Source organism: Pseudomonas sp. RC4D1 (genome assembly GCF_018390395.1).
Taxonomy (GTDB): domain Bacteria; phylum Pseudomonadota; class Gammaproteobacteria; order Pseudomonadales; family Pseudomonadaceae; genus Aquipseudomonas; species Aquipseudomonas danubii.
On the sequence record NZ_JAHBAW010000001.1, the window covers coordinates 2,009,708 to 2,034,353 of the forward strand.

The following is a 24,646-nucleotide window of genomic DNA, read 5'->3' on the forward strand; positions in this document are numbered from 1 at the left end:
CGTAGCCCATGCGCATTTCCACCGCCCAGTATTACGAGACTTCGGCTGCCAACTATCAGAAGAACTTCTCCAACGCGATCAAGAGCGGCGAAGAGGCCAGCAGCCTGGTCCGGGTCAAGACCGCCGCCGACGATCCGGTGGGCGCTGCCCGTTTGCTGCAGCTGGGTCAGCAGGCTTCCCTGCTTGATCAGTACAAGGCCAACAGCAACTCGATCAAGGCTTCCCTGGGCCAGGCCGAGTCGGTGATGACCAGCATCAACAACGTTCTGGACCGGGCCAAGCAACTGGCCGTCGGCGCCGGCAGCGCCGGTTACACCAATGCCGACCGGCAGGCCAATGCTGCCGAGCTGGGGCAGATCGAAGAGCAGCTGCTGAGCCTGATGAACTCTCAGGACGAAAACGGCAAGTATCTCTTTGGCGGCTCCAAGGACGACGTTCCGCCGTTCAGCCGCAACTCCGATGGCACCTACAGCTACAACGGTGACCAGAGCAGCCTGAAGCTGCCGGTGGGCGACACCATGATGATGGCTGCCAACAGCACCGGTTGGGATGTGTTCCAGCAGGCGCTCAACACCAGTCGTAGCCAGGTCACCATGACCTCGCCGGTGGTGGATGATGGGCGGGTTTCCCTGTCCAATGGCCAGATGACCAACAGCGGCACCTACAACAGCCAGTTCCGCGGTGGCGAGCCTTATACCGTGTCGTTCGTCAGCGGTACCCAGTTGCAGATCCTCGATGGCAGCGGCAACGATGTGACGGCCGAGGCCAGCAAGGGTGGCGTGATCGGTACTTCGCCGAATCAGACCGTGAGTTTCCGTGGTGTCGATCTGAACCTGAACATCAATCTCAAGTCCGGCGATGTCGCTGGCGCGGTGTTGCCGGGGCACAGTTTTACATTGGCGTCGAAGCCGGACACCTTCAACGTTGCACGTTCTCCGGGCAACCCGAGCATGACTCAGGTCTCGGCCGCCAGCGTGACTGATCCGGTGGCCTACAACTCGACGTTCCCGAGTGGCTCTGCCGTGCTCAAGTTCACCAGCGCCACCAACTTCGATCTGTATGCCGCGCCGCTGACGGCAGACAGCAAACCGGTGTCTTCGGGTGTGGTAGGGCCGGGCAATATCGCCACTGCGGCAGGCGTGAGCTTCACCCTGACTGGCGCTCCTTCGCCGGCCGCCAACGATCAGTTCAGCGTGGCGGTTAACACCCACGAAACCCAGAACATCCTGGACACCGTGAGTCAGTTGAAAAACGCGTTGAGCACACCCACTGACGGTGACGTCCTGGCAACCCAGAAGCAGTTGGCCGACCTCGCGTCGGGCATGGCCAACCTGGCCAGTGGTGTCGATCAGCTGTCCATCGGCATCAGCTCCATCGGTGGTCGTGGTTCGGCTTTGGCCACCCAGAACGAAATCAACGAAAGTCTGGCGGCAGCCAACGTCACCACCCGTTCTGCCATCAGTGATTCCGATCCGGCCGAAGTCATGACCCGCCTGACCCTGCAGCAGACCATGTTGCAGGCCTCGCAGTTGGCCTTCAGCAAGATCACTCAGCTCGGCCTGTTCAACAAGGTCTGAGAACATGGCGTTCGAGCTGCGGCTCGAACGCCATGACCGTCGAGTCGTCAGCCGTCTTTTTTAAGCGGTTCTGCAGCCTTGGTCTTTCTGGCCAGGGCTCGCCGCTCGAGAGTTTGCAACCGTGAACCAAGCCCCTCTAGTCAGTATCGTTATCCCCGCCTTCAACCCGCGCTTCTTCAGCCAGGCCCTCGACAGTGCCTTGGCCCAAACCTACCAGCCCCTGGAAATCGTCATTTGCGACGACAGTGCCGACGATCAGATCCAGCGTATCGTTGAAGCCGTGGCCGAGCCTGCGCACCCTGTGCGGTACCTGCGCAACCCGCAACGCCTTGGGCTGCAGAAGAACGTTCTGCGCTGTGTTGAAGAGGCGCGTGGCGAGCTGATCAAGGTGTTGTGTGACGACGATCGGCTGTTTGCACCCAGCATCGCACTGCAGGCGCCGGTGCTGATCGACAATCCGGATGTCAATCTGGTGTGTGCGCTACGGGTATTCAGTGACGCTGGGAATTTCATCCTGCCGCCGCGAGTCGACAACTGCCGCTTTACCTACAACGATGCCGTGCTCAAGGGCGAGGATATGCTGGCGATCTTCGAGAGCACGCCGCGCAATTTTCTCGGCAACTTCAGCTCGGCGCTGATGCGTCGTGCCGATGTGCTGGAGCTGCTGCCGGCATTGATCCAGGAGGGCGCGGGTTTTGTCGCGCTGCTGGATTTCGCCCTGTTCATCTGCCTGATGCGCCGTGGCAATCTCGCGGCGCTGGTGACGGTGCTCAGTTGCGAACGCCTGTACCCGGGGCGCCTGAGCGCTACCCCGGAAATGCTCAAGCAGGCACGCAGTGAGTGGGAGTGGCTGGTGCAGATGCTGGCCGCCCGCAGTGGCGAGTTGGCGCCGGCGGCAGGCTGGGTGCGGTATGTCGATATGGCTCAGGAGGCCGAGCAGCCGCGCAACTGGCAGGAGCTGTGCGTGACCCGGGTGCTGGGCAACCGCAGTACCGTGGTCGATGGCCGGGTGGGTGGCGAGAGCATCAGTTACGAGGATTTCTATCGAGAGTGGCTGTCGGTACGCAAGTTCTCGGCGGTGGAGCAGCGGCTGATGCCTCAGCGCATCGACAGCTGGCCGCGGCGGGTGCAGTTGGTGCCGGTGGTCCTTGACTTCGAGGGCGATGGCGAAGCGCTTGCCCGGACTCTGGACAGCATTGACGGCCAGCTGTTCGCGCCTGCCGCGGTGCTGGTGTTGTCGGTGGGCGAGGAGCAGGTGCGTGACCGGGTTCTGCACCAGCCTCTGCGAGGCGACTGGGTGCAGCAGCTCAATGAGCTGGTGCCGCAGTTGGAAGGTTGCGACTGGTTCTATCTGCTGCAGGCCGGTGATCGCCTGCAGGAGTCGGCACTGTTGATCCTTGCCGAGCGCATCGCCAATACCCCGGCCATGCTCTGCGCCTACAGTGATGAAGGCGCGCTGGTAGAGGGTGAGTCGTCGGAGCCGGTGTTCAAGCCTGACTTCAACCTCGACCTGATGCGCTCCTATCCCTATGTCGGTCGTGCCCTGGCTTTTTCCCGCGAGCGCTTCATGGCCGAAGGCGGGTTCGATCCGCGCCATGGCGAACTGGCGCCCCATGATCTTCTATGGCGGATGGTGGAGGCGGCGGGGCCCCGGACCATCGAGCACATTGCCGATATCCAGCTGGAGTCCGAGTTCAGCTTCGCCCAGTGGTTGTCCCGCCCCCAGGTGATCGAGGCCAGTGAAGGGCTGGTGGCCGCGCATCTGCAGCGGATCGGTGTGGAACACCGGATTGTTCACGATGACCTGCCCCTGCTCAATCGCATCGATTACCTGCATGGCAGCCGGCCGCTGGTGTCGATCATCCTGCCGTGCGGTGACTCCCTGGCGACCCTGCAGCGCTGCGTTGAAAGCCTGATCGAGCAGACGGCCTACAACCACTACGAAATTGTGCTGGTGGATGCCGGCAGTCGCGACCCGGCCATGGCCGACTGGCTGGCGGCCATGGCCCAGCTGGGTGGTGCGATGCTGCGGGTTCTGCCTTATGTCGGTCCGCACAGCCAGGCTGCGCTGATCAACAGTGCGGCGAGCCTGGCGCGTGGCGACTACCTGTTGCTGCTCAATCCGGGGGCGCTGATCTGCAGCGGCGACTGGCTGGATGAGTTGCTCAATCAGGCCCAGCGTCCGGAGGTGGGCGTGGTGGGGGCGCGGATTCTGGCCACCGATGGCTCCATTCTCCATGCCGGCCAGGTGCTGGGCATGGCCGGGCCTGCGAGTTCGCCCTTTGTCGGCGAAGCCATGGACGCCCGGGGCTACATGCAACGGCTGCAAGTGGTACAGAACTGGAGTGCGGTCAGTGGCGATTGCCTGATGGTACGCAAGGAGGTCTTCGACAGCCTGGGCGGCTTGGATGCGCAGGCGTTCGCCGACGAATTGGGTGCGACCGACCTGTGCCTGCGGGTCGACCGCAACGGCTATCTGGTGGTCTGGACGCCTCACGCTACCCTGATGCTGCGGCCAGCGTCGCCTGCCGGTGATGACAGCGAGCGGCAGCTGGCCCGCGAGGCCGAGCAGGAGCGCTTCTACCAGCAGTGGATGGCGAAGATCGCTCGCGATCCGGCCTATAACCCGGCCCTGAGCCTGGGCTACTCCAGCTTCAGTCTGGAGCCTTCCTTGCGCAACAACTGGAATCCGTTCTGCAGTCGCGCCTTGCCCTTGATCCTCGGCTTGCCGGTCAACAGTTCCGCGGTCGGGCATTACCGGGTGACCGGTCCCCTGACGGCGTTGGAAGAAGCGGGGCGGGTGATTGCCCGGGTGGCCTACGAGTCGCCGTCCACGGCGGACATCGAGCGCCTGTCGCCGGATACCATCATCCTGCAGTGCCGCTACAGCGAAGGGGCGGCCAGTGACATTCTGCGGATGAAAAAATACTCCAGCGCCCTGCGGGTCTTCGAGCTCGACGACTACATCGTCAGTGCGCCGAAGAAGAACACCCACGCTCGGAACAAGCCGGTGAACACCGAGCAGATGCTGCGCGAAGGCATCGGCTTGTGTGATCGCGTGGTGGTGACCACCCAGCCCCTGGCCGATGCCCTGTCGAGCATGCACAGCGACATTCGCGTGGTGCCCAACATGCTGGCGCTGGACCCCTGGGCCAGTTTGACCAGTCGTCGTGGTACCTCCAGCAAGCCGCGGGTGGGTTGGGGCGGTGGCACCAGCCATACCGGCGACCTGGAGATCATCGCCGAGGTGGTGCGCGAGCTGGCGAACGAGGTCGAGTGGGTATTCTTTGGCATGTGCCCTGACGACCTGCGTCCTTACGTACACGAATTTCACTCGCTCACCAGCCTGCAGAGCTATCCGTTCAAGCTGGCCAGCCTGAACCTGGATCTGGCGCTGGCGCCGCTGGAGTTTCATATCTTCAACGACTGCAAGAGCAACCTGCGGCTCCTGGAATACGGTGCCTGCGGTTACCCGGTGATCTGCACCGACACCGAGGCCTATCGCGGTTTCCTGCCTTGCACCAAGGTCCGCAGCAACAGTACCGAGGAATGGTTGCAGGCGATCCGCATGCACCTGTCCGACCCGGCAGCCAGTTACCGCATGGGGGATGAGCTGCGAGAAGCGGTGCATCGCGACTTCATGCTGCGCGACGACAACCTGCGGCACTGGCTGTGGGGATGGTTGGCGGACTGATCGTCCTCCCCCGGGCCGGCGATTGCCATCGTCGTTAGCCGGGATGTGGGGCAATCCTCCGTTCGGGTGGTTGCTCTCGCTGTCTTCTGCGGCGCCTGCGGGCGCCGCGCACGCAATTGGCGCACTTCCTGCAAGTCCTCGGCAAATCGCCATAAATCCTTCACTGCGGCGCAGTGCAAGGCCCCCTTTGGTTGCGATGAATGATCTGCATCTGGCGCCGTGCCAGTCCTGAAAGGGCTGGGCTGGCCCACGAAGAGCAAGAGGACAGCGATGAAGGCAGTAATTCTGGCAGGTGGACTGGGTACGCGAATCAGCGAAGAGTCCCACCTCAAGCCCAAGCCCATGATCGAGATCGGTGGCAAGCCAATTCTTTGGCACATCATGAAGCAGTATTCCGCCCACGGGATTCATGACTTCGTGATTTGCCTGGGCTACAAGGGCTACGCGATCAAGGACTTCTTCGCCAACTACTTCCTGCACACTTCGGATGTGACCTTCGACATGCGCAACAACCGCATGGACGTGCATCAGAATTACAGCGAGCCGTGGAGCGTGACGCTGATCGACACTGGAGAGGAAACCATGACCGGCGGACGCTTGCGCCGGGCCGGACGTTATCTGCAGGAAGACGAGGCTTTCTGCTTCACCTATGGCGATGGCGTATCCGATCTGGATATCGGTGCATTGGTGGATTTCCACAGGTCCCACGGCAAGCTGGCCACGGTCACGGCCGTGCAGCCTCCGGGCCGCTATGGCGCCCTGGATCGCGATGGCGACCAGGTCCTGGGCTTCACCGAGAAACCTCGTGGCGACGGTGGCTGGATCAACGGCGGGTTCTTCGTGTTGTCGCCCAAGGTGCTGTCCTACATCGATGGCGACAGCACCACCTGGGAGGCCGAGCCGCTGATCCAGTTGGCCAAGGATCAGCAACTGAGCGCCTACGAGCATTCGGGATTCTGGCAGTCCATGGATACCCTGCGGGACAAGAATCATCTGGAGCAGCTCTGGCAAAGCGGGGAGGCCCCGTGGAAGCAATGGGACTGAGCCAGGAGTTCTGGCGTGGCAAGCGGGTCCTGCTGACCGGCCATACCGGCTTCAAGGGCAGTTGGCTGAGCCTGTGGCTGCAAAGCCTGGGGGCCCAGGTCAGCGGATTCGCCCTGGACCCGGGGACCGAGCCGAGCCTGTTCGAACTGGCCCGGGTGGCCGAAGGTGTCGACGATCATCGTGGCGACCTGCGAGACCTGGGCAGCCTGCTGGAGCTGATCGCCCAGGTGCAGCCGGAAATCGTCCTGCACCTGGCGGCCCAGCCCCTGGTGCGCGAGGCTTACCGTGATCCGCTGGGGACCTACTCAAGCAACGTCATGGGCACCCTCAACCTGTTGGAAGCGATCCGTCAGGTCGGTGGGGTCCGTGCCTGCGTCCTGGTGACCACTGACAAGGTCTACGCCAATCAGGAATGGCTGTGGCCCTATCGGGAAAACGAAGCCCTGGGCGGCCATGATCCCTACAGCAGCAGCAAGGCTTGTTGCGAGTTGCTGGCCCAGTCCTATGCCTCATCCTTCTTTGCTGCCGAGCGTTATGCCGAGCACGGCCTGGCCCTGGCCACGGCCCGGGCCGGCAACGTGCTGGGCGGTGGCGATTTCGCCCCCGAGCGGTTGATTCCCGACGTGCTCAAGGCCTGGTCGGCCGACGAGCCGGTGACCTTGCGTTATCCCCAGGCGGTACGCCCCTGGCAGCACGCCCTGGAGCCCCTGGCCGGTTACCTGCAACTGGCAGCCGGCCTGTACGTGAACGGCCCGCAATACGCCGGTGCCTGGAACTTCGGGCCCGGTGAACAGGACATGTGCAGCGTCGGTGAAGTGGTGGAGTTGCTGGCCCGGCAATGGCCCGAGGCCCCGGGCCTGCGAATCGAACCCAGTGAGCTGCACGAAGCCGGCCTGCTGCGTCTGGACAGCAGTCGTGCGCGCCAGCTGTTGGGCTGGAAACCTCGCTGGACGCTGCAACAGTGCCTGGCGCAGACCCTGGACTGGCACCTGGCCTGGAAGAGCGGCGCGGACATGCGTGCCGTGACCCTTGGGCAGTTGAACCTGTACCGGGGGGCGCTGTGAGCGAGTTCCAGGTCCTGGCTCTGCCAATGGCCGGGTTGTTCGAGGTGCGCCACAAACGCTTCGAAGATCAGCGCGGGCATTTCTCCCGGCTGTTCTGCGAAGGCAGTCTGAGCGCCTTTGGCCAGCCCTTCCATATTCGCCAGATCAACCACTCCTGCACCCGCGAACAGGGCAGCGTGCGTGGCTTGCACTATCAGACCGCCGCCCGGCCCGAAGCCAAGCTCATCAGTTGCTTGCGCGGCGAAGTCTGGGATGTGGCGGTGGACCTGCGCCCCGAGTCGCCGACCTTTTTGCATTGGCATGCCGAGCACCTGCGTGGCGGCGATGGGCGCAGCCTGTTGCTGCCGGCGGGTTTCGCCCATGGCTTCCAGGCCCTGAGCGACGATGCCGAGTTGCTCTACCTGCACAGCGCCGACTACGCCCCCGAGCACGAGGCCGGGTTGTCGGTGCTGGACCCGCGACTGGCGATCAACTGGCCGTTGCCTGTCAATAATCTGTCGACCCGGGATGCCAGCCACCCCTTGCTCGATGCTGCCTTCGCTGGAGTGAGACTATGAATTGCCGCGGTTGTGGCGCATGCCTGAGCCTGCCTCTGATCGACCTGGGCACCTCGCCGCCATCCAACGCCTACCTGCGGGCCGAGCAATTGGATCAGGCCGAGCAGTGGGTGCCGCTCAAGGTCCAGGTGTGCCAGCAATGCTGGCTGGTGCAGACCGAGGACTACACCCGCGCCGACCACCTGTTCGACGCCGACTATGCCTACTTCAGTTCGTTCTCCAGCACCTGGTTGCAGCATGCCCGAGACTACGTGGCGCAGATGGTCGAGCGTTTCGGCCTGGACGCCCGGAGCCGGGTGGTGGAAGTGGCGGCCAACGACGGCTACCTGCTGCAGTACGTGGCCCAGCGTGACATTCCCTGCTTGGGGGTCGAGCCGACCCGCAGCACCGCCCAGGCGGCGCGGGCCAAGGGGTTGCAGATCCGCGAGCTGTTCTTCGGCCGTGGCACTGCCGCGCAGTTGCTGGAGGAGGGCTGGGCCGCCGACCTGATGGCGGCCAACAATGTGCTGGCCCATGTGCCGGACATCAACGATTTCCTCTGCGGTTTCGCGACTTTGCTCAAGCCGACGGGCGTGGCGACTTTCGAGTTTCCCCAGCTGCTGACCCTGATGGCCGGGCAGCAGTTCGACACCCTGTACCACGAACATTATTCCTACCTGTCGCTGACCGCGGTCCTGAGCCTGTGCCAGCGCAACGGCCTGGAAGTCTTCGACGTCCAGACCCTGGCCACCCATGGCGGTTCGCTGCGGGTCTTCGTGCAGCGCATCGACGGCTCGCGCCGGCCGGTGCAAGACAGCGTGGCGCAGCAGTTGCTGTTGGAACAGCATGCAGGGGTGAACACGCCCGATTACTACCAGACCCTGGCGCCGGCCGCTGAACGGATCAAGCACGAGCTGCTGCGCTTTCTGCTCCAGGCCAAGGCCGAAGGCAAGCGCGTGGTGGGCTACGGCGCGGCAGCCAAGGGCAATACCTTGCTCAACTACGCGGGGGTCAAGGCCGACTTGCTGGCTTGGGTCGCCGACGCCAGCCCGCACAAGCAGGGTAAGTTCCTGCCGGGCAGTCGCATCCCGGTGGTGGCCCCCGAGCGCATCGAGCAGGAGCAGCCGGACTATGTGCTGGTGTTGCCCTGGAACCTGTTGGGCGAAGTCAGCGAGCAACTGGCCCAGGTGCGGCAATGGGGCGGGCGTTTCGTGATTGCCGTGCCTGAGTTGAAGCTGCTGTGAAGGGCATGACGGTGCTGGTCACCGGCGCCACCGGCTTTGTCGGCCGGCATCTGGTCGCGGCCTTGCTGGCCCGGGGTTGCCGGGTCCGGGCGCTGGCCCGGGATCTGGACAAGGCGCGGCAGATGCCCTGGTTCGACGCGGTAGAGTTTCGCGCGCTGGATGTGCATGACCCGCAGCTGGATGTCGCGGCCCTGGTGGACGGGGTCGATGCCTTGGCCCATCTGGCCTGGCCCGGATTGCCGAACTACCAGGCGCTGTTTCACCTGGAGCACAACCTGATGGCCGACTATCGCTTTATCAAGGCGGTGGTCGAGGCGGGGGTGAGCCAGGTGCTGGTCACCGGCACCTGCTTCGAGTACGGCATGCAGAGTGGACCTTTGACAGAACAGACCGAGGCTCGTCCAGGCAATCCCTACGGCTTGGCCAAGCACAGCCTGCACCTGTTCCTCCAGGCCCTGCAGCAGCAGTTGCCCTTCAGCTTGCAGTGGGCGCGGCTGTTCTACCTGCATGGCCCCGGACAGAATCCCAAGAGCCTGCTGGCGGCACTGGACCGAGCGATCGATGCCGGTGACGAGGTTTTCAATATGTCCGGCGGCGAACAACTGCGGGACTACCTGGACATCGAGGCGGCTACCGGCTACCTGGCGGCGCTGCTCGAGCAGCGAGAATTTTCCGGGGTGGTCAATTGCTCTAGTGGCAGGCCGATAGCCGTGCGTTCCCTGGTGGAGCAGCGCATCGCCCAGCGCGGTTCGGCGATTCGCCTGAACCTGGGGCATTACCCATACCCGGACTACGAACCCATGGCGTTCTGGGGCTTGAACCAACGCTTGCTGCAAATAACAGGAGCCGAACATGGCGCATGAGTTGTATCGGGTCGCCGACTTGCCGGTGCTGCAGAACCGTACCTTCGCCGATGCCCAGAGTGCCCGGGCCTCGGCGTCTGCGGACATCGTGCTGGTGCAGGATCTCAAGAGCGGGCTGATCTTCAATCAGGCCTTCGATGCCGACAAGCTCAGCTACGACAGCGACTATCAGAACGAACAGGCCCATTCGGCGCAGTTCCAGCAGCACCTGATGGATGTGGAGGGCATCATCGCCCGGCACTTCAAGGGGCGCGAGCTGATCGAGGTCGGTTGCGGCAAGGGCTATTTCCTCGAACTGCTGCGCAGTGAGGGCTATGCCATCACCGGCATCGACCCGGCCTACGAGGGGACCAACCCCGAGGTGATCAAGGCGCCTTTCACCCGTGGCCTGGGGCTGGCTGCCGAGGCCATCGTGCTGCGTCATGTGCTGGAGCATATTGCTGATCCGCTGGCCTTTCTGGCAGAGATTGCCGATGCCAACCAGGGCGGGCAGATCTATATCGAAGTGCCGTGTTTCGACTGGATTCTCGAGCATCGCGCCTGGTTCGACGTGTTCTATGAGCACGTCAACTACTTCCGCCTCGAGGACCTGCAGCGCATGTTCGGCACCGTGCACGAGGCCGGGCACCTGTTCGGCGGCCAGTACCTATATGTGGTGGCGGACCTGGGCAGCTTGACGTCGTCGTTGCCGGCGCCGATCCAGCCCTTGCAGATGCCGGCGGATTTCACCGCCAGCATCGAGTGCGCCAAACGCATCATCGGCTCGGCGCCGCACACCGCTGCCGGGATCTGGGGCGCGTCGTCCAAGGGCGTGATCTATTCGCTGTTCCTGCAACGCGCCGGCGTGGCGGTGGATCAGGTCGTCGATATCAACCCGGCCAAACAGGGCCGGTACCTGCCGCTCAGTGGCATGCGTGTGTCATCGCCACAAGAAGCCATGGAGGCACTGCCGGCAGGCGCCAACCTGTTCGTGATGAATTCCAACTACCTCGAAGAAATCAAGCGCATGACCGACGGCCGTTATGTCTATCACGCCGTCGACAGCGCTTCGTTCAGCTAATTTGCCATTGAGAACCGAACATGACCGAGCACAACGTCATTCAAGCCTTTGAACAAGAATGCCAGGCGCAGATCAGCGCCCAGGGCCAGGATGAGAAACTCAAGGGCCTGGCCCGTGACTTTTTCAACGAGTCCGCGACCCACAAGTACAGCTATCACTTTTCCTGGATGGGCCGGCCGATCATCCAGCTGCCCCAGGACATGATGGCAATGCAGGAGATCATCTGGCAGGTCAAGCCGGACCTGGTGATCGAATGCGGTATCGCCCACGGCGGCTCGATCATCTACTACGCCTCGCTGCTGGAGTTGCAGGGCCATGGCGAAGTGCTGGGCATCGACCTGGATATCCGTCCGCACAACCGCGAAGCCATCGAGCAGCATCCGATGAGCAAGCGGATCCGCATGATCGAAGGTTCGAGCATCGACCCGGCCATCGCCGAGCAGGTTCGGGCCGCCGCCGCCGGCAAGAAGGTGATTCTGGTCCTGGACTCCAACCATACCCACGAGCACGTGCTCGAAGAGCTGCGTCTGTATGCGCCGCTGGTGTCGGTGGACAGCTACTGCGTGGTCATGGACACCGTGGTCGAGGACATGCCGGAAAGCTTCTTCCCGGATCGTCCGTGGGGCCCGGGTGACAACCCGAAAACCGCGGTCTGGGCCTATCTGGAGGAGAACCGCGATTTCGAGATCGACTACCAGATGCAGAACAAGCTGCTGATCACCGTGGCGCCGGACGGTTACCTGCGTCGGGTTCGTTAACTATCAATGGTTGCAGGTTCAAGGCGTTTGGCCGGTTGTGGGGAAGTACCTATGTGGGTTGGAGACAAAGCAATGAATGACAAAGCACCCCTGAGTGAGCGTTTCACCCTTGTGCTGTTGTCCCACAACCGCAAAGCGTTCATGCGGCGCACCTTGCAGTATTACAGCACCTATCCGTGCTCGATCCTGGTACTGGATTCGTCGCTGGAGGCGGATGAGTCCCTGGCGCAGCTCTATCCCCAGGTCGACTACCGGCATCTGCCGCAGTTCAGCTACAAGGGCCTGCAGGACAAGCTGACCTACGGCATGAGCCTGGTGACCACGCCTTACATGGCGTTCGCTGCCGATGACGATTTTCTTCTTCATGATGCGCTGACCAGCTCCCTGGAGTTTCTTGAGGCCCATCCCGACTACGGGCTGTGCCATGGCTACGGGATGATGTATCTGGCCCGGGCTTCGGAAACCAATTACTACCGCCGTGATCGCCGGGTCATGGAGGACTATGACTCCCATGATGCCCAGGATCGGGTGATGAACTTCATGGGGCATTTCCTGCCGCCGTTCTATGCGGTAACCCGCACCGACCTGCTGCGCCAGTGGTATGAGCTGCTGCCGCCGGGGGTGAGTTTCGAATGGCAGGAAATCGGTCACTCCTTCTTCCTGCTGGCCTGTGCCAAGGCGCGGATCCTGCCGATTCCGTTTGCCGTGCGTGAGGCCAACTACGGGGCCTCGGAGCACAACACCAATGTGCTGACGGTGCTGACCTACAAGGACGCGCAATCGGTGGCCCAGCGTGAGGCGTTCGCCGAGTTCCTCGCCTCGCTGCCCACCGGTTTCAGTGGTCGGGACCCCGAGCAGGTGAAGCAGATCGCCCTGGACAGTTTCACCGCCATGGCCGACTGCCTGCTCAGCGGCCGTTCCCTCAAGGGCACGGCGATCTTCCGTTCGGCCTGGGTCGAGGTCGGGGCCGAGCCGGTACGCTCCTTCGGTCCCGAGCAGTTTGTCGAGATGCCGTTCTACAACCAGCCGATGTTCGATCTGCTGACCGAGTTGGAATTCCTCATGCATGCCATGCCCACCGGGCGTCTGCAGCTCAAAGAGCTGGAGGGTGTGTTGCTGCGTCAGGAAGAGTTGATGCGGGTTCATCCCAACGACACACCAGAGAGCCTGCGCGCCCGGTTGTGGGAAGCGCTGACCCTGAACCTGTTCAACCGCGAGGTGGTCAAGCGCCTGGCCGAGTCGATGCAAGACAGCGACGAGCCCGAGGAGGCGCGCAAGCTGCAGGCCTGGGCCGAGCGCCTGGCGTCGGTACCGGAGTCGGACAGCCGTGCGCTGTTCAACGCGACCGAGTCGGGACGCTTGCTCAAATGGCTCGAGGCCCGTGCTCCGGAGCCGGCACAGTTGAGTGCCATCGCTGCGCACCTGGCCCGCCATGCCGGTGGCCCGCAAGTGCAGATCCTGCTGCTGGATCTGGACGCTGACCTGGTCAAGTTGCAGGCCACGCTCGACAGCCTGCTGGCCGGTCATTACAAGGCGTTTAAACTGGTGGTGTTCACCACGGGCGAGCTGCCGGCCACCACCACGGCCCAGGACACCTTGCATTTCGTCAAGGTCACGGAAAACAACTACGTCGAGCGCATCAATCAGGCCATGGCCCAGTCCCGTGCCGACTGGGTGCTGTTGGCCGAGGCCGGTGATCAGTTCACCGCCAGCGGCCTGCTGCGGGCGAGCCTGGAATTGCTCGGCGCCGAAGGCATTCGTGCCGTGGCCATGGACGAGATCCAGCGCCGTGCCGATGCCACTTTGACTTCGGTGTTCCGCCCCGGGGTCAACCTCGATCAATTGCAAGGCACACCGGCGCTGATGGCCCGACATTGGCTGCTGGACCGCGAGACGGTGCTGCAGGCTGGTGGTTTCTCCCGTGAGCTCAAGCAGGCGCTGGAGTTGGACCTGCTGCTGCGCCTGATCCAGGACGGCGGCCTGGCCGGTCTGGCCCACCTGGCCGAGCCCTTGCTGATTTGTCAGGCTCCGGGGGACGAGGCTGACGCCGAAGAGCGGCAGGTGCTGACCCGGCACCTGGCCGCACGAGGCTATCGCGCTCAGGTCGGTTCGGCGCAGCCGGGTACCTACCAGATCGAGTATCAGCACGCCGAGCGGCCGTTGGTATCGATCATCCTGCCCAGCCAGGACAATTTCGCCGAGTTGCAACGTTGCCTGGTCAGCGTGCTGCAGCGCACCCGCTACCAGCGCTATGAAGTGCTGATCGCCGAAAACCACAACCAGAGTGTCGAGCTCGACAGCTGGCTGACCAGCCTGGAAGGCCGCGGCGAGCGCATTCGTGTGTTGCGCAGTGGCCAACGCCTGAGCGCTTCGGCCTTGTTCAACATGGCGTGCCGGGAAGCTCGGGGCGAGTACCTGGTGCTGCTTGCGGCCGATGCCGAGGTGGTCAACGCCAACTGGATCGAGAGCTTGCTCAACCAGGCTCAACGCCCGGAAGTCGGGATTGTTGGCGCCAAGCTGGTGAACGAAAACGGCGTGACCACCCAGGCCGGGCTGATCCTGGGGTTCGACGGCCACCTGGGTGCGGCCTTCGCCGGTGAGACCAAGGAGGCTGCGGGCTACATGAATAGCCTGTGGGTGGAGAAGAATTATTCAGCGGTGTCCGGTGCCTGTCTGATGATCGGCAAAGCGCTGTTCGAGGCGGTGGGCGGGCTGGATGAAGAGCATTTCGACCAGGCTTTCGCCGATGTCGACCTGTGCCTGAAAGTGGCCGATGCCGGTTACCTCACGGTACTGACGCCCCAGGCCCAGGTGCAGCATCCGGGGACGTTGCCGCAACACCCACAGGCGGCCGCGGCCCTGCAAGACAAATGGGCGGCACGCTTTGCCCAGGATATTGCCTATAACCAGAACCTGGCGTTGAGCGGCAAGGGTTTTGCCCTGGGTGCTGCCAGTGCGGTCAACTGGGCCCAGTTGCTCGGATAAGGATTCAGTCATGTTCAACGGCAAGTCGATTTTCATTTCCGGTGGCACCGGTTCGTTCGGGCGCAATTTCATTCGTCGTCTGCTGGAGCAGTATCAGCCCAAGCGGGTGGTGGTGTTTTCCCGTGACGAACTCAAACAGTATGAAATGCAGCAAACCTTCAATGCCCCTTGCATGCGTTATTTTCTCGGCGATGTGCGTGATGCCGAGCGTTTGCGCCAAGCCATGCGCGGCATCGACTATGTGATCCATGCTGCCGCCCTGAAGCAGGTGCCGGCTGCCGAGTACAACCCCACGGAATGCATTCGTACCAACGTCAATGGTGCGGAGAACATCATTGCCGCGGCCATCGACAACGGGGTGAAGAAGGTCGTGGCCTTGTCCACCGACAAGGCAGCGAGCCCGATCAACCTGTACGGCGCCACCAAACTGCTGTCGGACAAGCTGTTTGTGGCGGCGAACAATATTGCCGGTGAGCAGCCAACCCGGTTTGCCGTGGTGCGCTACGGCAATGTCGCCGGCTCCCGTGGTTCGGTCGTGCCGTTCTTCAGCAAGCTGATTGCCGAGGGCGCCAGGGAACTGCCGATCACCGATGAGCGCATGACGCGGTTCTGGATCACGCTGGATCACGGCGTGCAGTTTGTTCTGGACAGCTTTGCCCGTATGCATGGCGGTGAGATCTTCGTGCCCAAGATTCCCTCGATTCGCATTGTCGACCTGGCGTCGGGCATGGCCTCTCATCTGCCGCAGAAACAGGTGGGCATCCGTCCTGGGGAGAAGCTCCATGAGTTGATGGTGCCTCTGGATGATGCGCGCATGACCCTGGAGTTTGCCGATCACTACACGATTCAACCGTCCATTCGCTTCACCAGTGTCAATGTCGATTTTGCCGTTGATGGGGTCGGGGAGCGGGGCGTTTCGGTCGCCGAGGATTTCGAGTACCGCTCCGATACCAATCCGCACTTTCTCTCGGTGGGGCAGATTGCCGAGTTGCATGACGGGATTTCGGCATGATTCCGTACGGCCGCCAGAGCGTGGATCAGGCGGATATTGATGCGGTTCTGGCCGTCTTGCAGTCCGACTGGCTGACTCAGGGGCCCACCATAGATGCCTTTGAGCAGGCCGTGGCGGCCCGTTGCGAAGCAGCCTTTGGGGTGGCCGTCTGCAATGCCACGGCGGCCTTGCACATTGCTTGCCTGGCGGCCGGTCTGGGGCCAGGCGATTGGCTGTGGACCAGCCCCAACACTTTTCTGGCTTCGGCCAACTGCGGGCGTTATTGCGGCGCGGATGTGGATTTTGTCGATATCGATCCGCAGACCTGGAATCTTGATGTCGAGGCCTTGGCTGGCAAGCTGCAGGTTGCCCAGGCCATGGGGCGCCTGCCCAAGGTGGTGGTGGCGGTGGCTTTTTCCGGACAGAGCTGTGACATGCGCCAGTTGGCGGAACTGGCCGAGCGTTATGCCTTCACCGTGATCGAGGACGCCTCTCACGCGGTGGGTGCGCGCTATGCCGGCCGGCCCGTCGGGTGCGGCGAGTTTGCCGCCATGACCGTGTTCAGCTTTCATCCGGTGAAGATCATTACCAGTGCCGAGGGAGGGATGGTTCTGACCAATCGTCCTGAGTTGGCGGATCGTTTACGGCGCTTGCGTAGCCACGGCATGACCCGTGATCCGCAACAGATGAGTGAGGCCAGCCATGGTCCCTGGTATTACCAGCAAGTGGAGCTGGGCTTCAACTATCGAATGACCGATCTTCAGGCGGCGCTGGGCTTGTCACAGTTGAAAAAACTGGATGGCTTTGTACAGCGACGCCAGTACCTGGCAGCCCGATACCAGCAGCTGCTGCAGGACTTGCCGTTGACGCTGCCCAAGGCTCAGGCTGATGCGCAGTCGGCCTGGCACCTGTATGTGGTGCGCTTGCAGCTCGACGGATTGCAGCGCTCCCATCGGCAGGTCTTCGAGGGGCTGCGTGAGGCGGGAATCGGGGTCAACCTGCATTACATTCCGGTGCACCTGCAGCCCTATTACCAGGCATTGGGCTTCGCCCAGGGGGACTTTCCCGAGGCTGAGCACTATTACGCAGAAGCCATCAGCCTGCCGATTTATCCCGGGTTGAGTGACAGCGAGCAGGACTATGTTGTCCAGCAGGTGCGACGCTGGATTCAGGAGCCGTCAATATCGTGAGCGCAATCGCCATCATTCCTGCCCGAGGCGGCAGCAAGCGTATCGCGCGCAAGAACCTCAGGGCCTTTGATGGGGTGCCGATGCTCGCTCGCTCCATCGACAAGGCCTTGAGTTGCGGATTGTTCCAGCGAGTGGTGGTCAGCACCGACGATCCAGAGATCGCCGAACTGGCGCTCGCCTGTGGCGCCGAGGTGCCGTTTATTCGGCCACAGTCCCTGGCAGATGACTTCACCGGCACGGCAGCGGTGATTGTCCATGCCCTGCAGGCGTTGCAGGAGCAGGGGCAAGTGTTTGAGTACGCGTGTTGCATCTACGCCACCGCGCCCTTGCTGCAGGTGCGTTATCTGCGCCAGGGGCTGGAGACACTGGTGCAGCACCCGGACAAGGCGTTCGCCTTCTCGGTGTGCAGCTTCGGCTTTCCCGTGCAGCGGGCGCTGACTCTCGATGAGCAAGGGGCGCTCAATGCCCTGTACCCGGAATTTCGCCAGAGCCGTTCCCAGGATCTGCCACCGGCCTATCAGGATGCCGGGCAGTTCTACTGGGGCAGGAGCCAGGCCTGGCTGGAGGGGGAGGTGCTGTTCTCGCCCCGCAGCCTGCCGGTGATCCTGCCCCGTCATCTGGTGCAGGACATCGATACCGAAGAGGACTGGCAGCGAGCTGAATACCTGTATGCCGCGCTGAAGGCCGCAGGAGAGCTGGAGTGAGGGTGCTGATCCGCGCCGACGCGTCGCCGGCCATCGGCAGCGGCCACGTGGCCCGCTGCCTGACCCTGGCCCAGGAACTGCGCCGTCAGGGTGCTGATGTGGCGTTCGCCTGTCGGCGTCTGCCCGGCCATCGCCTGGAGGCGCTGCGGGCCGAGGGCTTCCAGGCCTTTGAATTGCCGGAGTGCTACGTCGGCGAGCATCCAGAGCTGGGGATCGAGGCGCCTTTGCCCTGGCAGGCGGACATTGCCGCGCTGCAGCTGGCATTGGCCTCTCAGCCGGCCTTCGACTGGGTGCTGGTGGATCATTACGGCCTTGATCATCAATGGCAGAGCGCCGCTCGCCAATGGGCGCCGAGGATTGCAGCGATCGATGATCTGGCCAACCGCAAGCATGCCGTGGACCTGTTGCTGGACCAGAATTTCAGCGGCAGTGCCCAGGCTTATTCCGGATTGCACGATGCGTCGTGCCGGACCCTGTTCGGCCCGCACTACGCTTTGCTGCGCGAAGAGTTCCGCCGTCCACCGATATCGATCCGGCCACAGGCGCGGCGCTTGCTGGTGAACTTCGGCGGCTTCGATGCCGCCGGTCAGACCCACAAGGCCATGTTGGCACTGCTGGATTTTCACGATCTGCAGGTGGACTTCGTCGCCGGCAGCGGCAACCCGGACTGGCAGGCCATGCAGGCCCTGGCTGCCGAACGGCCGCACTGGCGACTGCACAGCTATGTGAAGGATTTTGCCGGGCTGTTGGCCGAGGCCGACCTGTGCCTGGGCGCGGGAGGCGGTACCAGCTGGGAGCGGGCGGTATTGGGCGTGCCTACGCTGTGCATCACTGTGGCCGCTAACCAGGAGGCCAATGCCCGGTTGCTGGCCGAGGCGGGTGCCCACTTGTACCTGGGGGCCTGTGAGCAGGTCAGCGTGGAGCAGGTGCGCCAGGCCCTAAGCCTGTTGCTGGGCAATCCGGGGCTGCGGCATAGCCTGTCTCGCCGGGCCCGCGAGCTGGTGGATGGTCGGGGCGTGCAGCGAGTGGCGGCGGCGTTGTTCACTGCGGTACTGCGCTTGCGTCCGGCGACTTTGGAGGATGCCCGGCTACTGTTCGACGGGCGCAATGCTGAGCCTGTCAGGCGTTGGTCCCAGCAGCCTGAGGCGCTTGAGTGGCCGGACCATGTGCGCTGGCTGGAGGCCGCTGTGAATGATCCGCAGCGGCGGTTGCTGATAGCGGAAATAGCCGCGGGGGCCGTGGGGGTGCTGCGCTATGACCGCCAAGGCGTTCAGGTGGATGTGTCCATCTACCTGTTTGCTGAGCACCTGGGCTTGGGCTGGGGGCGGACGCTGCTGGAGCAGGGCGAGGCTTGGCTGGTGCGCCATTGGCCCGATGTACAGCGTCTGGGGGCTAGGGTGCTGGCAGAGAATCAGGTTTCGCTGACATTGTTTCGCCGGGCCGGCTATTGCCAGGCGCCCTGCGAATTCACCCGTGTGTTGAAGGAACATCTGGATGACTAGTTTCAAGATCGGCTCGCGCTGCGTGGGCGCGGGTGCGGCGCCGTTGATCATCGCCGAGATGAGCGGCAACCATAATCAGTCGCTGGATGTGGCCCTGCAGATTGTCGAGGCCGCAGCCAGGGCCGGTGCCCATGCCCTGAAGTTGCAGACCTATACCGCCGACACCATGACCCTGGACCTGGATCAGGGGGAGTTTTTCATCAAGGACCCGGACAGCCTTTGGGCCGGTTCATCGCTTTACGACCTGTACCAGCGTGCCCATACGCCATGGGAGTGGCACGAGCCTATCTTCGCTCGGGCACGTGAGTTGGGCATGCTGGCGTTTTCCACGCCGTTCGACGAGAGCGCGGTGGACTTTCTCGAGAGCCTCAACGTTCCGGCCTACAAGATCGCCAGTTTTGAAAATACCGATCTGCCGCTGATTCGCCGGGTCGCCGCCACCGGCAAGCCGCTGATCATTTCCACCGGCATGGCCAGCATCGCCGAGCTGGACGAAAGCGTGCAGGCCGCCAGGCAGGCCGGCTGCCGGGATCTGGTATTGCTCAAGTGCACCAGCACCTATCCGGCTTCGCCGGCCAACAGCAACCTGCTGACTATTCCTCATCTGCGGGAACTGTTCGGCTGTGAGGTGGGCTTGTCCGATCACAGCATGGGGGTTGGGGTCTCGGTGGCTGCTGTGGCCCTGGGCGCCACGGTGATCGAAAAGCACTTCACCCTGGACCGTTCGGCCGGTGGGGTCGACGCCAGTTTTTCCCTGGAGCCAGGGGAGTTGGCCAGCCTGGTGGTGGAAACCGAGCGGGCCTGGCAGGCCATGGGGCAAGTGCGCTATGGCGCTACTCAGGCCGAGAGCAAGTCGCTGATGTACCGTCGGTCGTTGTATGTCACTCGGGACATGCAGGCCGGGGAGCTGTTCAGTGCCGACAACGTGCGGGCAATCCGTCCCGGGCTGGGGCTGGCTCCCAAGCACTACGATGCGCTGCTCGGCCGTCGTGCGCGTCAGGCCCTCAAGCGCGGCACGGCACTGGACTGGGCGCTCATCGAATAGGTCTTTGTGTGGCTGATTCGGCAAAATAGCGTGACCTGTGAGTCATAACGTGCATCTTCACTGTATTGTATTGCCCGGGAAGATGGCGCCAGCCCTGCGTGACAGGACCCGTGATAGCCCTTGGTTCTTCCCGATGCCGTTGTGTTCGGCGCAAGTATCTGTGTTTCTTTCGGCAGCCCCTGCTCAGTGACTGAGCGGGGGTATTGAGCTGTTTATTATTGGGAAGCCGTAATGATTGGCATAAAAAGCATTGCGAGCTACGTGCCTGTAGCCGGCGTGGACAATTACGCACAAGGTGCAAAATTCGCCAAGGATGAAGATTTCATCCTGGGCAAGATCGGTTCTGCTTTTTTGCCGCGCAAAGACGACGGGCAAGAGACTTCCGATCTGTGTGTCGAAGCGGTCAATGCCCTGTTCGCCAGCAACCCGGAACTCAAGCGTGAAGCTATCGACGTATTGATCGTGGTCACCCAGAACGGTGACGAGGAGGGGCTGCCTCACACTGCCGCGATCGTTCAGGACAAGCTGGGTCTGCCGACCACAGTGGCGGCCTTCGATATTTCGCTGGGCTGTTCCGGGTATGTCTACGGTATCTATGCCATCAAGGGCTTCATGGAAGCTGCGGGCCTGAAGAACGGCCTGTTGGTCACCGCCGATCCTTATTCGAAGATCGTCGATCCTGAAGACCGCAATACCACCATGCTGTTCGGCGATGCCGCCACCGCCACCTGGCTGGGTGAGGGCGCTACCTGGCAGTTGGGCAAGGCCAAGTTCGGCACCGATGGCTCCGGTGCTCCGCACCTGAAAGTCAGCGACGGCGTGTTCTTCATGAATGGCCGCCAGGTGTTCAACTTCGCGCTGCTCAAGGTACCTGCCCACCTGCACGAGTTGCTGGCCGAGTCGGGCTTGCAGCCTGACGATATCGATGCCTTCTGCATTCACCAGGGCAGTGCCGCGATTGTCGACGCCGTGGCCCGGCGTTTCGAGGGCGATCCGGACAAGTTCATCAAGGACATGGTGGAAACCGGTAACACGGTTTCCTCGAGCATTCCGCTGCTGCTGGAAAAGCACATGTTCGACTCCAGCTGGAAACGCGTGGCCTTGAGTGGTTTCGGCGTTGGCTTGTCCTGGGGGTCGGCGATTATCTATCGCTCCTGACACTCAGCTTCCGGCGGCACACGTAGCGCTCAAGGTGTAATCTTGAGCGCTATTTTTTTGCGCGAGTGATAAGCGAGGCAGCATGAGCGACAGCTTGGAACACAATGCCCGGATCTTGGGCGAGCGCTGGCCGGTGCTGCTGGAGCGGCTGCAGGCTGAAGACAGTGGTGCGTTGCAGGCCGATCTGGTTGAGGGGCTGGGCTCGACCCTGAGCATTGCAGGTATTCAGCTCACCAGTCGTCATGATCGTACCCGTGAGGCGCATACCCAGGCCGCCAGCCTGCCTGAGGCGCCGGTCCTGCATCTGTACGGCTGTGGTTTGGGGGATCTGCAACTGGCGTTGCTCCAGCGGCCGGAGCTGAAGCGCCTGTACGTGCACATCCTCAATGGCGCGGTGTTCAGGCTGGTGCTGCAACTGCTTGATCAGCAGGACTGGCTGGCCGATCCGCGGGTCGAGTTGCTGTATGCCGGCGATCTGCCGGAGATTCAACTGCCGTTCTTTGCCCTGCCGGCCGAGTTGGTGCTGGCCGATGACTACAACGCGAAGATTCGTGATCGGCTGATCAGCGAGACCCATCTGTCCTTCAACAATCGTTTGTTTTCGGCCGATACGCCGGATATCGCCGCGCGCCTGGCTGCCATCGAGCCTTGGGTTGGGGCGGATCGAGATGTTGCCGAACTGTTCGATCTTCACCCTGGGCGCGAGGTGTTCGTGATCGCTACGGGGCCAAGTCTGGAACAGCATTACCCGGCATTGCGGGTCGTGGCCGGACAACCTGAGCGGCCGTTGTTGATCTGTGTGGATACAGCCTATCTGCCTCTGCTCAAGCAAGGCATCCGGGTGGACCTGGTGGTCAGTATCGATCAGCGAATCTCCACGCGACACCTGCCGGGCCAGGGCAGTGAAGGCGTCGTCCTGGTCTATATGCCCCTGGCGGACCCGCTGGTTCTTGAAGGTTGGCAAGGGCCGCGGTACGTGGGCTATTCCTCCAGTCCGGTATTCCAGGCGTTGCGCCAGCGGCTGCCGCGGGCGCAGTTGCATGCCGGAGGCAGCGTGATTCATCCGGCCGTGGACCTCGCGGTGAAGATGGGAGGCAGGCGGATCACGCTGTTTGGTGCTGATTTCGCTTTTCCTCAGAATCGTACTCACGCCGGTTGGCAGGACGGTGATCTCGGGCCTCAGGCCGGTGTGGCCCGGCATTGGGTGATGGACGGTTACGGACAGCGGGTCAAGACTCAGCTCAACTTTCGCAGCTATCTGTGCGAGCTGGAGCGTTACATCGCGAGTCGGCCTGAAGTGGCGTTCTTCAATACCAGTCGCAGTGGCGCGATGATCCTGGGCACCACCTTCCATGGGGACTTTGTTCAATGACGCGACTTGAGCCTGTGTTTGATCGTGCGCGGGAAGTTGCCGATCTGTTCCGGCTGGGCCGGGATGTAGAAGCTGTAGGGGGCATGGTGGAGTTGTTCGAGCCCATACAGTTGTGGGTGGACGGTGCGCCGGTTTCGGTTCAGCAGGACTGGGCTCGGCTGCTGGGCCTGATGCTGGCCTGCCAGGAAATGCAGAACTGGTTGGGTCTGGCTGATTATCTTGAATATGAAATGTTGGATTGGCTGCAGGTTGGGCTCGACGGTTGACGAGGTATCCCATCTGAGGGCTCAAAGTTGGTTTTTGCGTGGGTTTTCTGGCGTCATTTTTTCGCTTGTTGATGGGCTTAACCCCTTGTTTTCCAAGGGGTGGCAGGGTGATGGCAAATATTTTTGAAAAAGCCCTAAAGCAACTTGCATTGGCGACGATAACTATTACGAAGGTTCTCTAGGCCATTACCCGGCGGTTGCCAGGGCCGGAAGCCGCAGTACCCAACCAACGAGGAATTCGTCATGGCTTTAACAGTAAACACTAACGTCACGTCGTTGAACGTTCAGAAGAACCTGAACCGCGCTTCCGACGCTCTGTCGACTTCGATGACTCGCCTGTCTTCCGGCCTGAAAATCAACAGTGCAAAAGACGACGCCGCCGGCCTGCAGATCGCTACCCGTATGACTTCGCAGATCCGTGGTCAGACCATGGCGATCAAGAACGCCAACGACGGTATCTCCATCGCCCAGACCGCTGAAGGCGCGATGCAAGAATCCACCAACATCCTGCAGCGTATGCGTGAACTGGCTGTTCAGGCACGAAACGACTCCAACGGTACTCAAGACCGTGTTGCTCTGAACAAAGAATTTGCTCAGATGTCGGACGAACTGACCCGTATCGCCAAGTCGACCAACCTGAACGGCAAGAACCTGATCGACGGTACTGCTGGCACCATGACCTTCCAGGTTGGTTCCAACACTGGCGCTACCAACCAGATCACCATCACTCTGGCCAGCGGCTTCGACGCTGCAACCCTGAGCGTGGGTTCCGCGACCATCGCCATTACCGGTACTGACAGCACCACTGCTGAAGCCAGCACCAAAGCTGCTATGGACGCCATCGACAAGGCGCTGCAGACCATCAACTCCAGCCGTGCCGACCTCGGTGCTGCCCAGAACCGTCTGACCAGCACCATCTCCAACCTGCAGAACATCAACGAAAACGCCAGTGCTGCACTGGGTCGCGTACAAGATACCGACTTCGCTGCTGAAACTGCCCAGCTGACCAAGCAGCAGACTCTGCAACAAGCTTCGACCGCAGTTCTGGCCCAGGCCAACCAACTGCCATCCGCTGTACTGAAACTGCTTCAGTAATAGCTGGCTAAGCTTTGGCGGGGGAGTGCGCTGGTCGTGCTCTCTCGCTTTTTTACTTTAAGAGGTGATGGACATGGATATGAGCGTGAAGCTGAACTTGTCTTATCCAGCGGCCAAGCCGGTGACGCCCGTTGCTGACAAACCCGTGGAGAAGCCTCGAGAGGTGGTGCCTGCTGTGGTTGAGGCTGCCAGCCAGGACAGCAAGAAAGATGCTCAGACCGAGCAGGACAAGTTGAAGATGGCCGTTCAGGAAATCGAGAAATTCGTCCAGTCGGTCAAGCGCAATCTGGAGTTCTCGATCGACGAGCCCTCCGGCCAGGTTGTGGTCAAGGTGATTGCCAGTGATTCGGGTGAGGTGGTTCGTCAGATCCCCAACGAAGAAGTGCTGAGATTGGCCAATAGCTTGAATGACGCCAGCAGTCTGCTGTTCAGCGCGAAAGTCTGATAGCTGGCATGAAACTTGTTGCTGTGTTCTTTTGGACGTTGTAGTGGTCAAAA

General features: G+C 62.1%; 20 protein-coding genes. All 20 read left to right on the forward strand.

Translation table 11 applies throughout. From position 1 onward, the window contains the following. The first annotated feature begins 8 nt into the window (after window positions 1-8). A complete protein-coding gene (locus KHO49_RS09175; protein ID WP_102878842.1) occupies window positions 9-1,577 on the forward strand; it encodes a flagellar hook-associated protein 3 in 1,569 nt (522 codons plus the stop codon). A gap of 121 nt (window positions 1,578-1,698) precedes the next feature. Continuing rightward, window positions 1,699-5,271, forward strand: coding sequence for a glycosyltransferase (locus tag KHO49_RS09180; protein ID WP_213664924.1), 3,573 nt, complete (start codon window positions 1,699-1,701; stop codon window positions 5,269-5,271). Between the two features lie 270 nt (window positions 5,272-5,541). Beyond that, a complete protein-coding gene (gene rfbF, locus KHO49_RS09185; protein ID WP_102864047.1) occupies window positions 5,542-6,315 on the forward strand; it encodes a glucose-1-phosphate cytidylyltransferase in 774 nt (257 codons plus the stop codon). Next, window positions 6,297-7,379: a CDP-glucose 4,6-dehydratase gene (rfbG, locus tag KHO49_RS09190; RefSeq protein ID WP_102864046.1), complete on the forward strand. Its 1,083-nt coding sequence runs from the start codon at window positions 6,297-6,299 to the stop codon at window positions 7,377-7,379. Before rfbF ends, rfbG begins: the two co-directional genes overlap by 19 nt. Beyond that, complete coding sequence (locus KHO49_RS09195) at window positions 7,376-7,936, forward strand: dTDP-4-dehydrorhamnose 3,5-epimerase family protein (RefSeq protein WP_102864045.1); 561 nt, start codon at window positions 7,376-7,378, stop codon at window positions 7,934-7,936. Before rfbG ends, KHO49_RS09195 begins: the two co-directional genes overlap by 4 nt. After that, window positions 7,933-9,159 (forward strand): class I SAM-dependent methyltransferase, encoded by a 1,227-nt coding sequence (locus KHO49_RS09200; protein WP_213664925.1) that lies wholly within the window; start codon window positions 7,933-7,935, stop codon window positions 9,157-9,159. Before KHO49_RS09195 ends, KHO49_RS09200 begins: the two co-directional genes overlap by 4 nt. Before the next feature lie 5 nt (window positions 9,160-9,164). Further along, window positions 9,165-10,022: an NAD-dependent epimerase/dehydratase family protein gene (locus KHO49_RS09205; protein ID WP_110595248.1), complete on the forward strand. Its 858-nt coding sequence runs from the start codon at window positions 9,165-9,167 to the stop codon at window positions 10,020-10,022. Beyond that, window positions 10,012-11,082 carry a class I SAM-dependent methyltransferase gene (locus KHO49_RS09210; protein WP_110595148.1) on the forward strand — a complete coding sequence of 357 codons (1,071 nt, stop codon included), beginning with the start codon at window positions 10,012-10,014 and terminating at the stop codon, window positions 11,080-11,082. The genes KHO49_RS09205 and KHO49_RS09210 overlap by 11 nt, the downstream gene beginning before the upstream one ends. Before the next feature lie 20 nt (window positions 11,083-11,102). Next, window positions 11,103-11,840: a cephalosporin hydroxylase family protein gene (locus KHO49_RS09215; protein ID WP_102878847.1), complete on the forward strand. Its 738-nt coding sequence runs from the start codon at window positions 11,103-11,105 to the stop codon at window positions 11,838-11,840. A 51-nt stretch (window positions 11,841-11,891) separates the two neighbouring features. Continuing rightward, window positions 11,892-14,825 carry a TIGR00180 family glycosyltransferase gene (locus KHO49_RS09220; RefSeq protein WP_213664926.1) on the forward strand — a complete coding sequence of 978 codons (2,934 nt, stop codon included), beginning with the start codon at window positions 11,892-11,894 and terminating at the stop codon, window positions 14,823-14,825. Window positions 14,826-14,835: 10 nt separating this feature from the next. Next, complete coding sequence (pseB, locus tag KHO49_RS09225; protein WP_102878849.1) at window positions 14,836-15,837, forward strand: UDP-N-acetylglucosamine 4,6-dehydratase (inverting); 1,002 nt, start codon at window positions 14,836-14,838, stop codon at window positions 15,835-15,837. Further along, window positions 15,834-17,006 carry a UDP-4-amino-4,6-dideoxy-N-acetyl-beta-L-altrosamine transaminase gene (gene pseC, locus KHO49_RS09230; protein ID WP_102878850.1) on the forward strand — a complete coding sequence of 391 codons (1,173 nt, stop codon included), beginning with the start codon at window positions 15,834-15,836 and terminating at the stop codon, window positions 17,004-17,006. The genes pseB and pseC overlap by 4 nt, the downstream gene beginning before the upstream one ends. Further along, window positions 17,003-17,710 (forward strand): pseudaminic acid cytidylyltransferase, encoded by a 708-nt coding sequence (gene pseF, locus KHO49_RS09235; protein ID WP_102864038.1) that lies wholly within the window; start codon window positions 17,003-17,005, stop codon window positions 17,708-17,710. The genes pseC and pseF overlap by 4 nt, the downstream gene beginning before the upstream one ends. Then, window positions 17,707-19,212: a UDP-2,4-diacetamido-2,4,6-trideoxy-beta-L-altropyranose hydrolase gene (pseG, locus tag KHO49_RS09240; protein WP_110652168.1), complete on the forward strand. Its 1,506-nt coding sequence runs from the start codon at window positions 17,707-17,709 to the stop codon at window positions 19,210-19,212. The genes pseF and pseG overlap by 4 nt, the downstream gene beginning before the upstream one ends. Next, window positions 19,205-20,257 carry a pseudaminic acid synthase gene (pseI, locus tag KHO49_RS09245; RefSeq protein ID WP_110595153.1) on the forward strand — a complete coding sequence of 351 codons (1,053 nt, stop codon included), beginning with the start codon at window positions 19,205-19,207 and terminating at the stop codon, window positions 20,255-20,257. Before pseG ends, pseI begins: the two co-directional genes overlap by 8 nt. 231 nt (window positions 20,258-20,488) lie before the next feature. Next, entirely contained in the window at window positions 20,489-21,415 is a 927-nt protein-coding gene (locus KHO49_RS09250; protein WP_102864035.1) for a ketoacyl-ACP synthase III, read from the forward strand. An 82-nt stretch (window positions 21,416-21,497) separates the two neighbouring features. Beyond that, entirely contained in the window at window positions 21,498-22,787 is a 1,290-nt protein-coding gene (locus tag KHO49_RS09255; RefSeq protein ID WP_213664927.1) for a motility associated factor glycosyltransferase family protein, read from the forward strand. Then, window positions 22,784-23,053 (forward strand): hypothetical protein, encoded by a 270-nt coding sequence (locus KHO49_RS09260; RefSeq protein WP_110652166.1) that lies wholly within the window; start codon window positions 22,784-22,786, stop codon window positions 23,051-23,053. Before KHO49_RS09255 ends, KHO49_RS09260 begins: the two co-directional genes overlap by 4 nt. Window positions 23,054-23,296: 243 nt before the next feature. Next, the gene (locus tag KHO49_RS09265; protein ID WP_102864032.1) at window positions 23,297-24,148 is read left to right on the forward strand and encodes a flagellin domain-containing protein; all 852 of its coding nucleotides are present in this window, start codon (window positions 23,297-23,299) and stop codon (window positions 24,146-24,148) included. Between the two features lie 73 nt (window positions 24,149-24,221). After that, entirely contained in the window at window positions 24,222-24,593 is a 372-nt protein-coding gene (locus tag KHO49_RS09270; protein ID WP_110595156.1) for a flagellar protein FlaG, read from the forward strand. The last annotated feature ends 53 nt before the right edge of the window (window positions 24,594-24,646 follow it).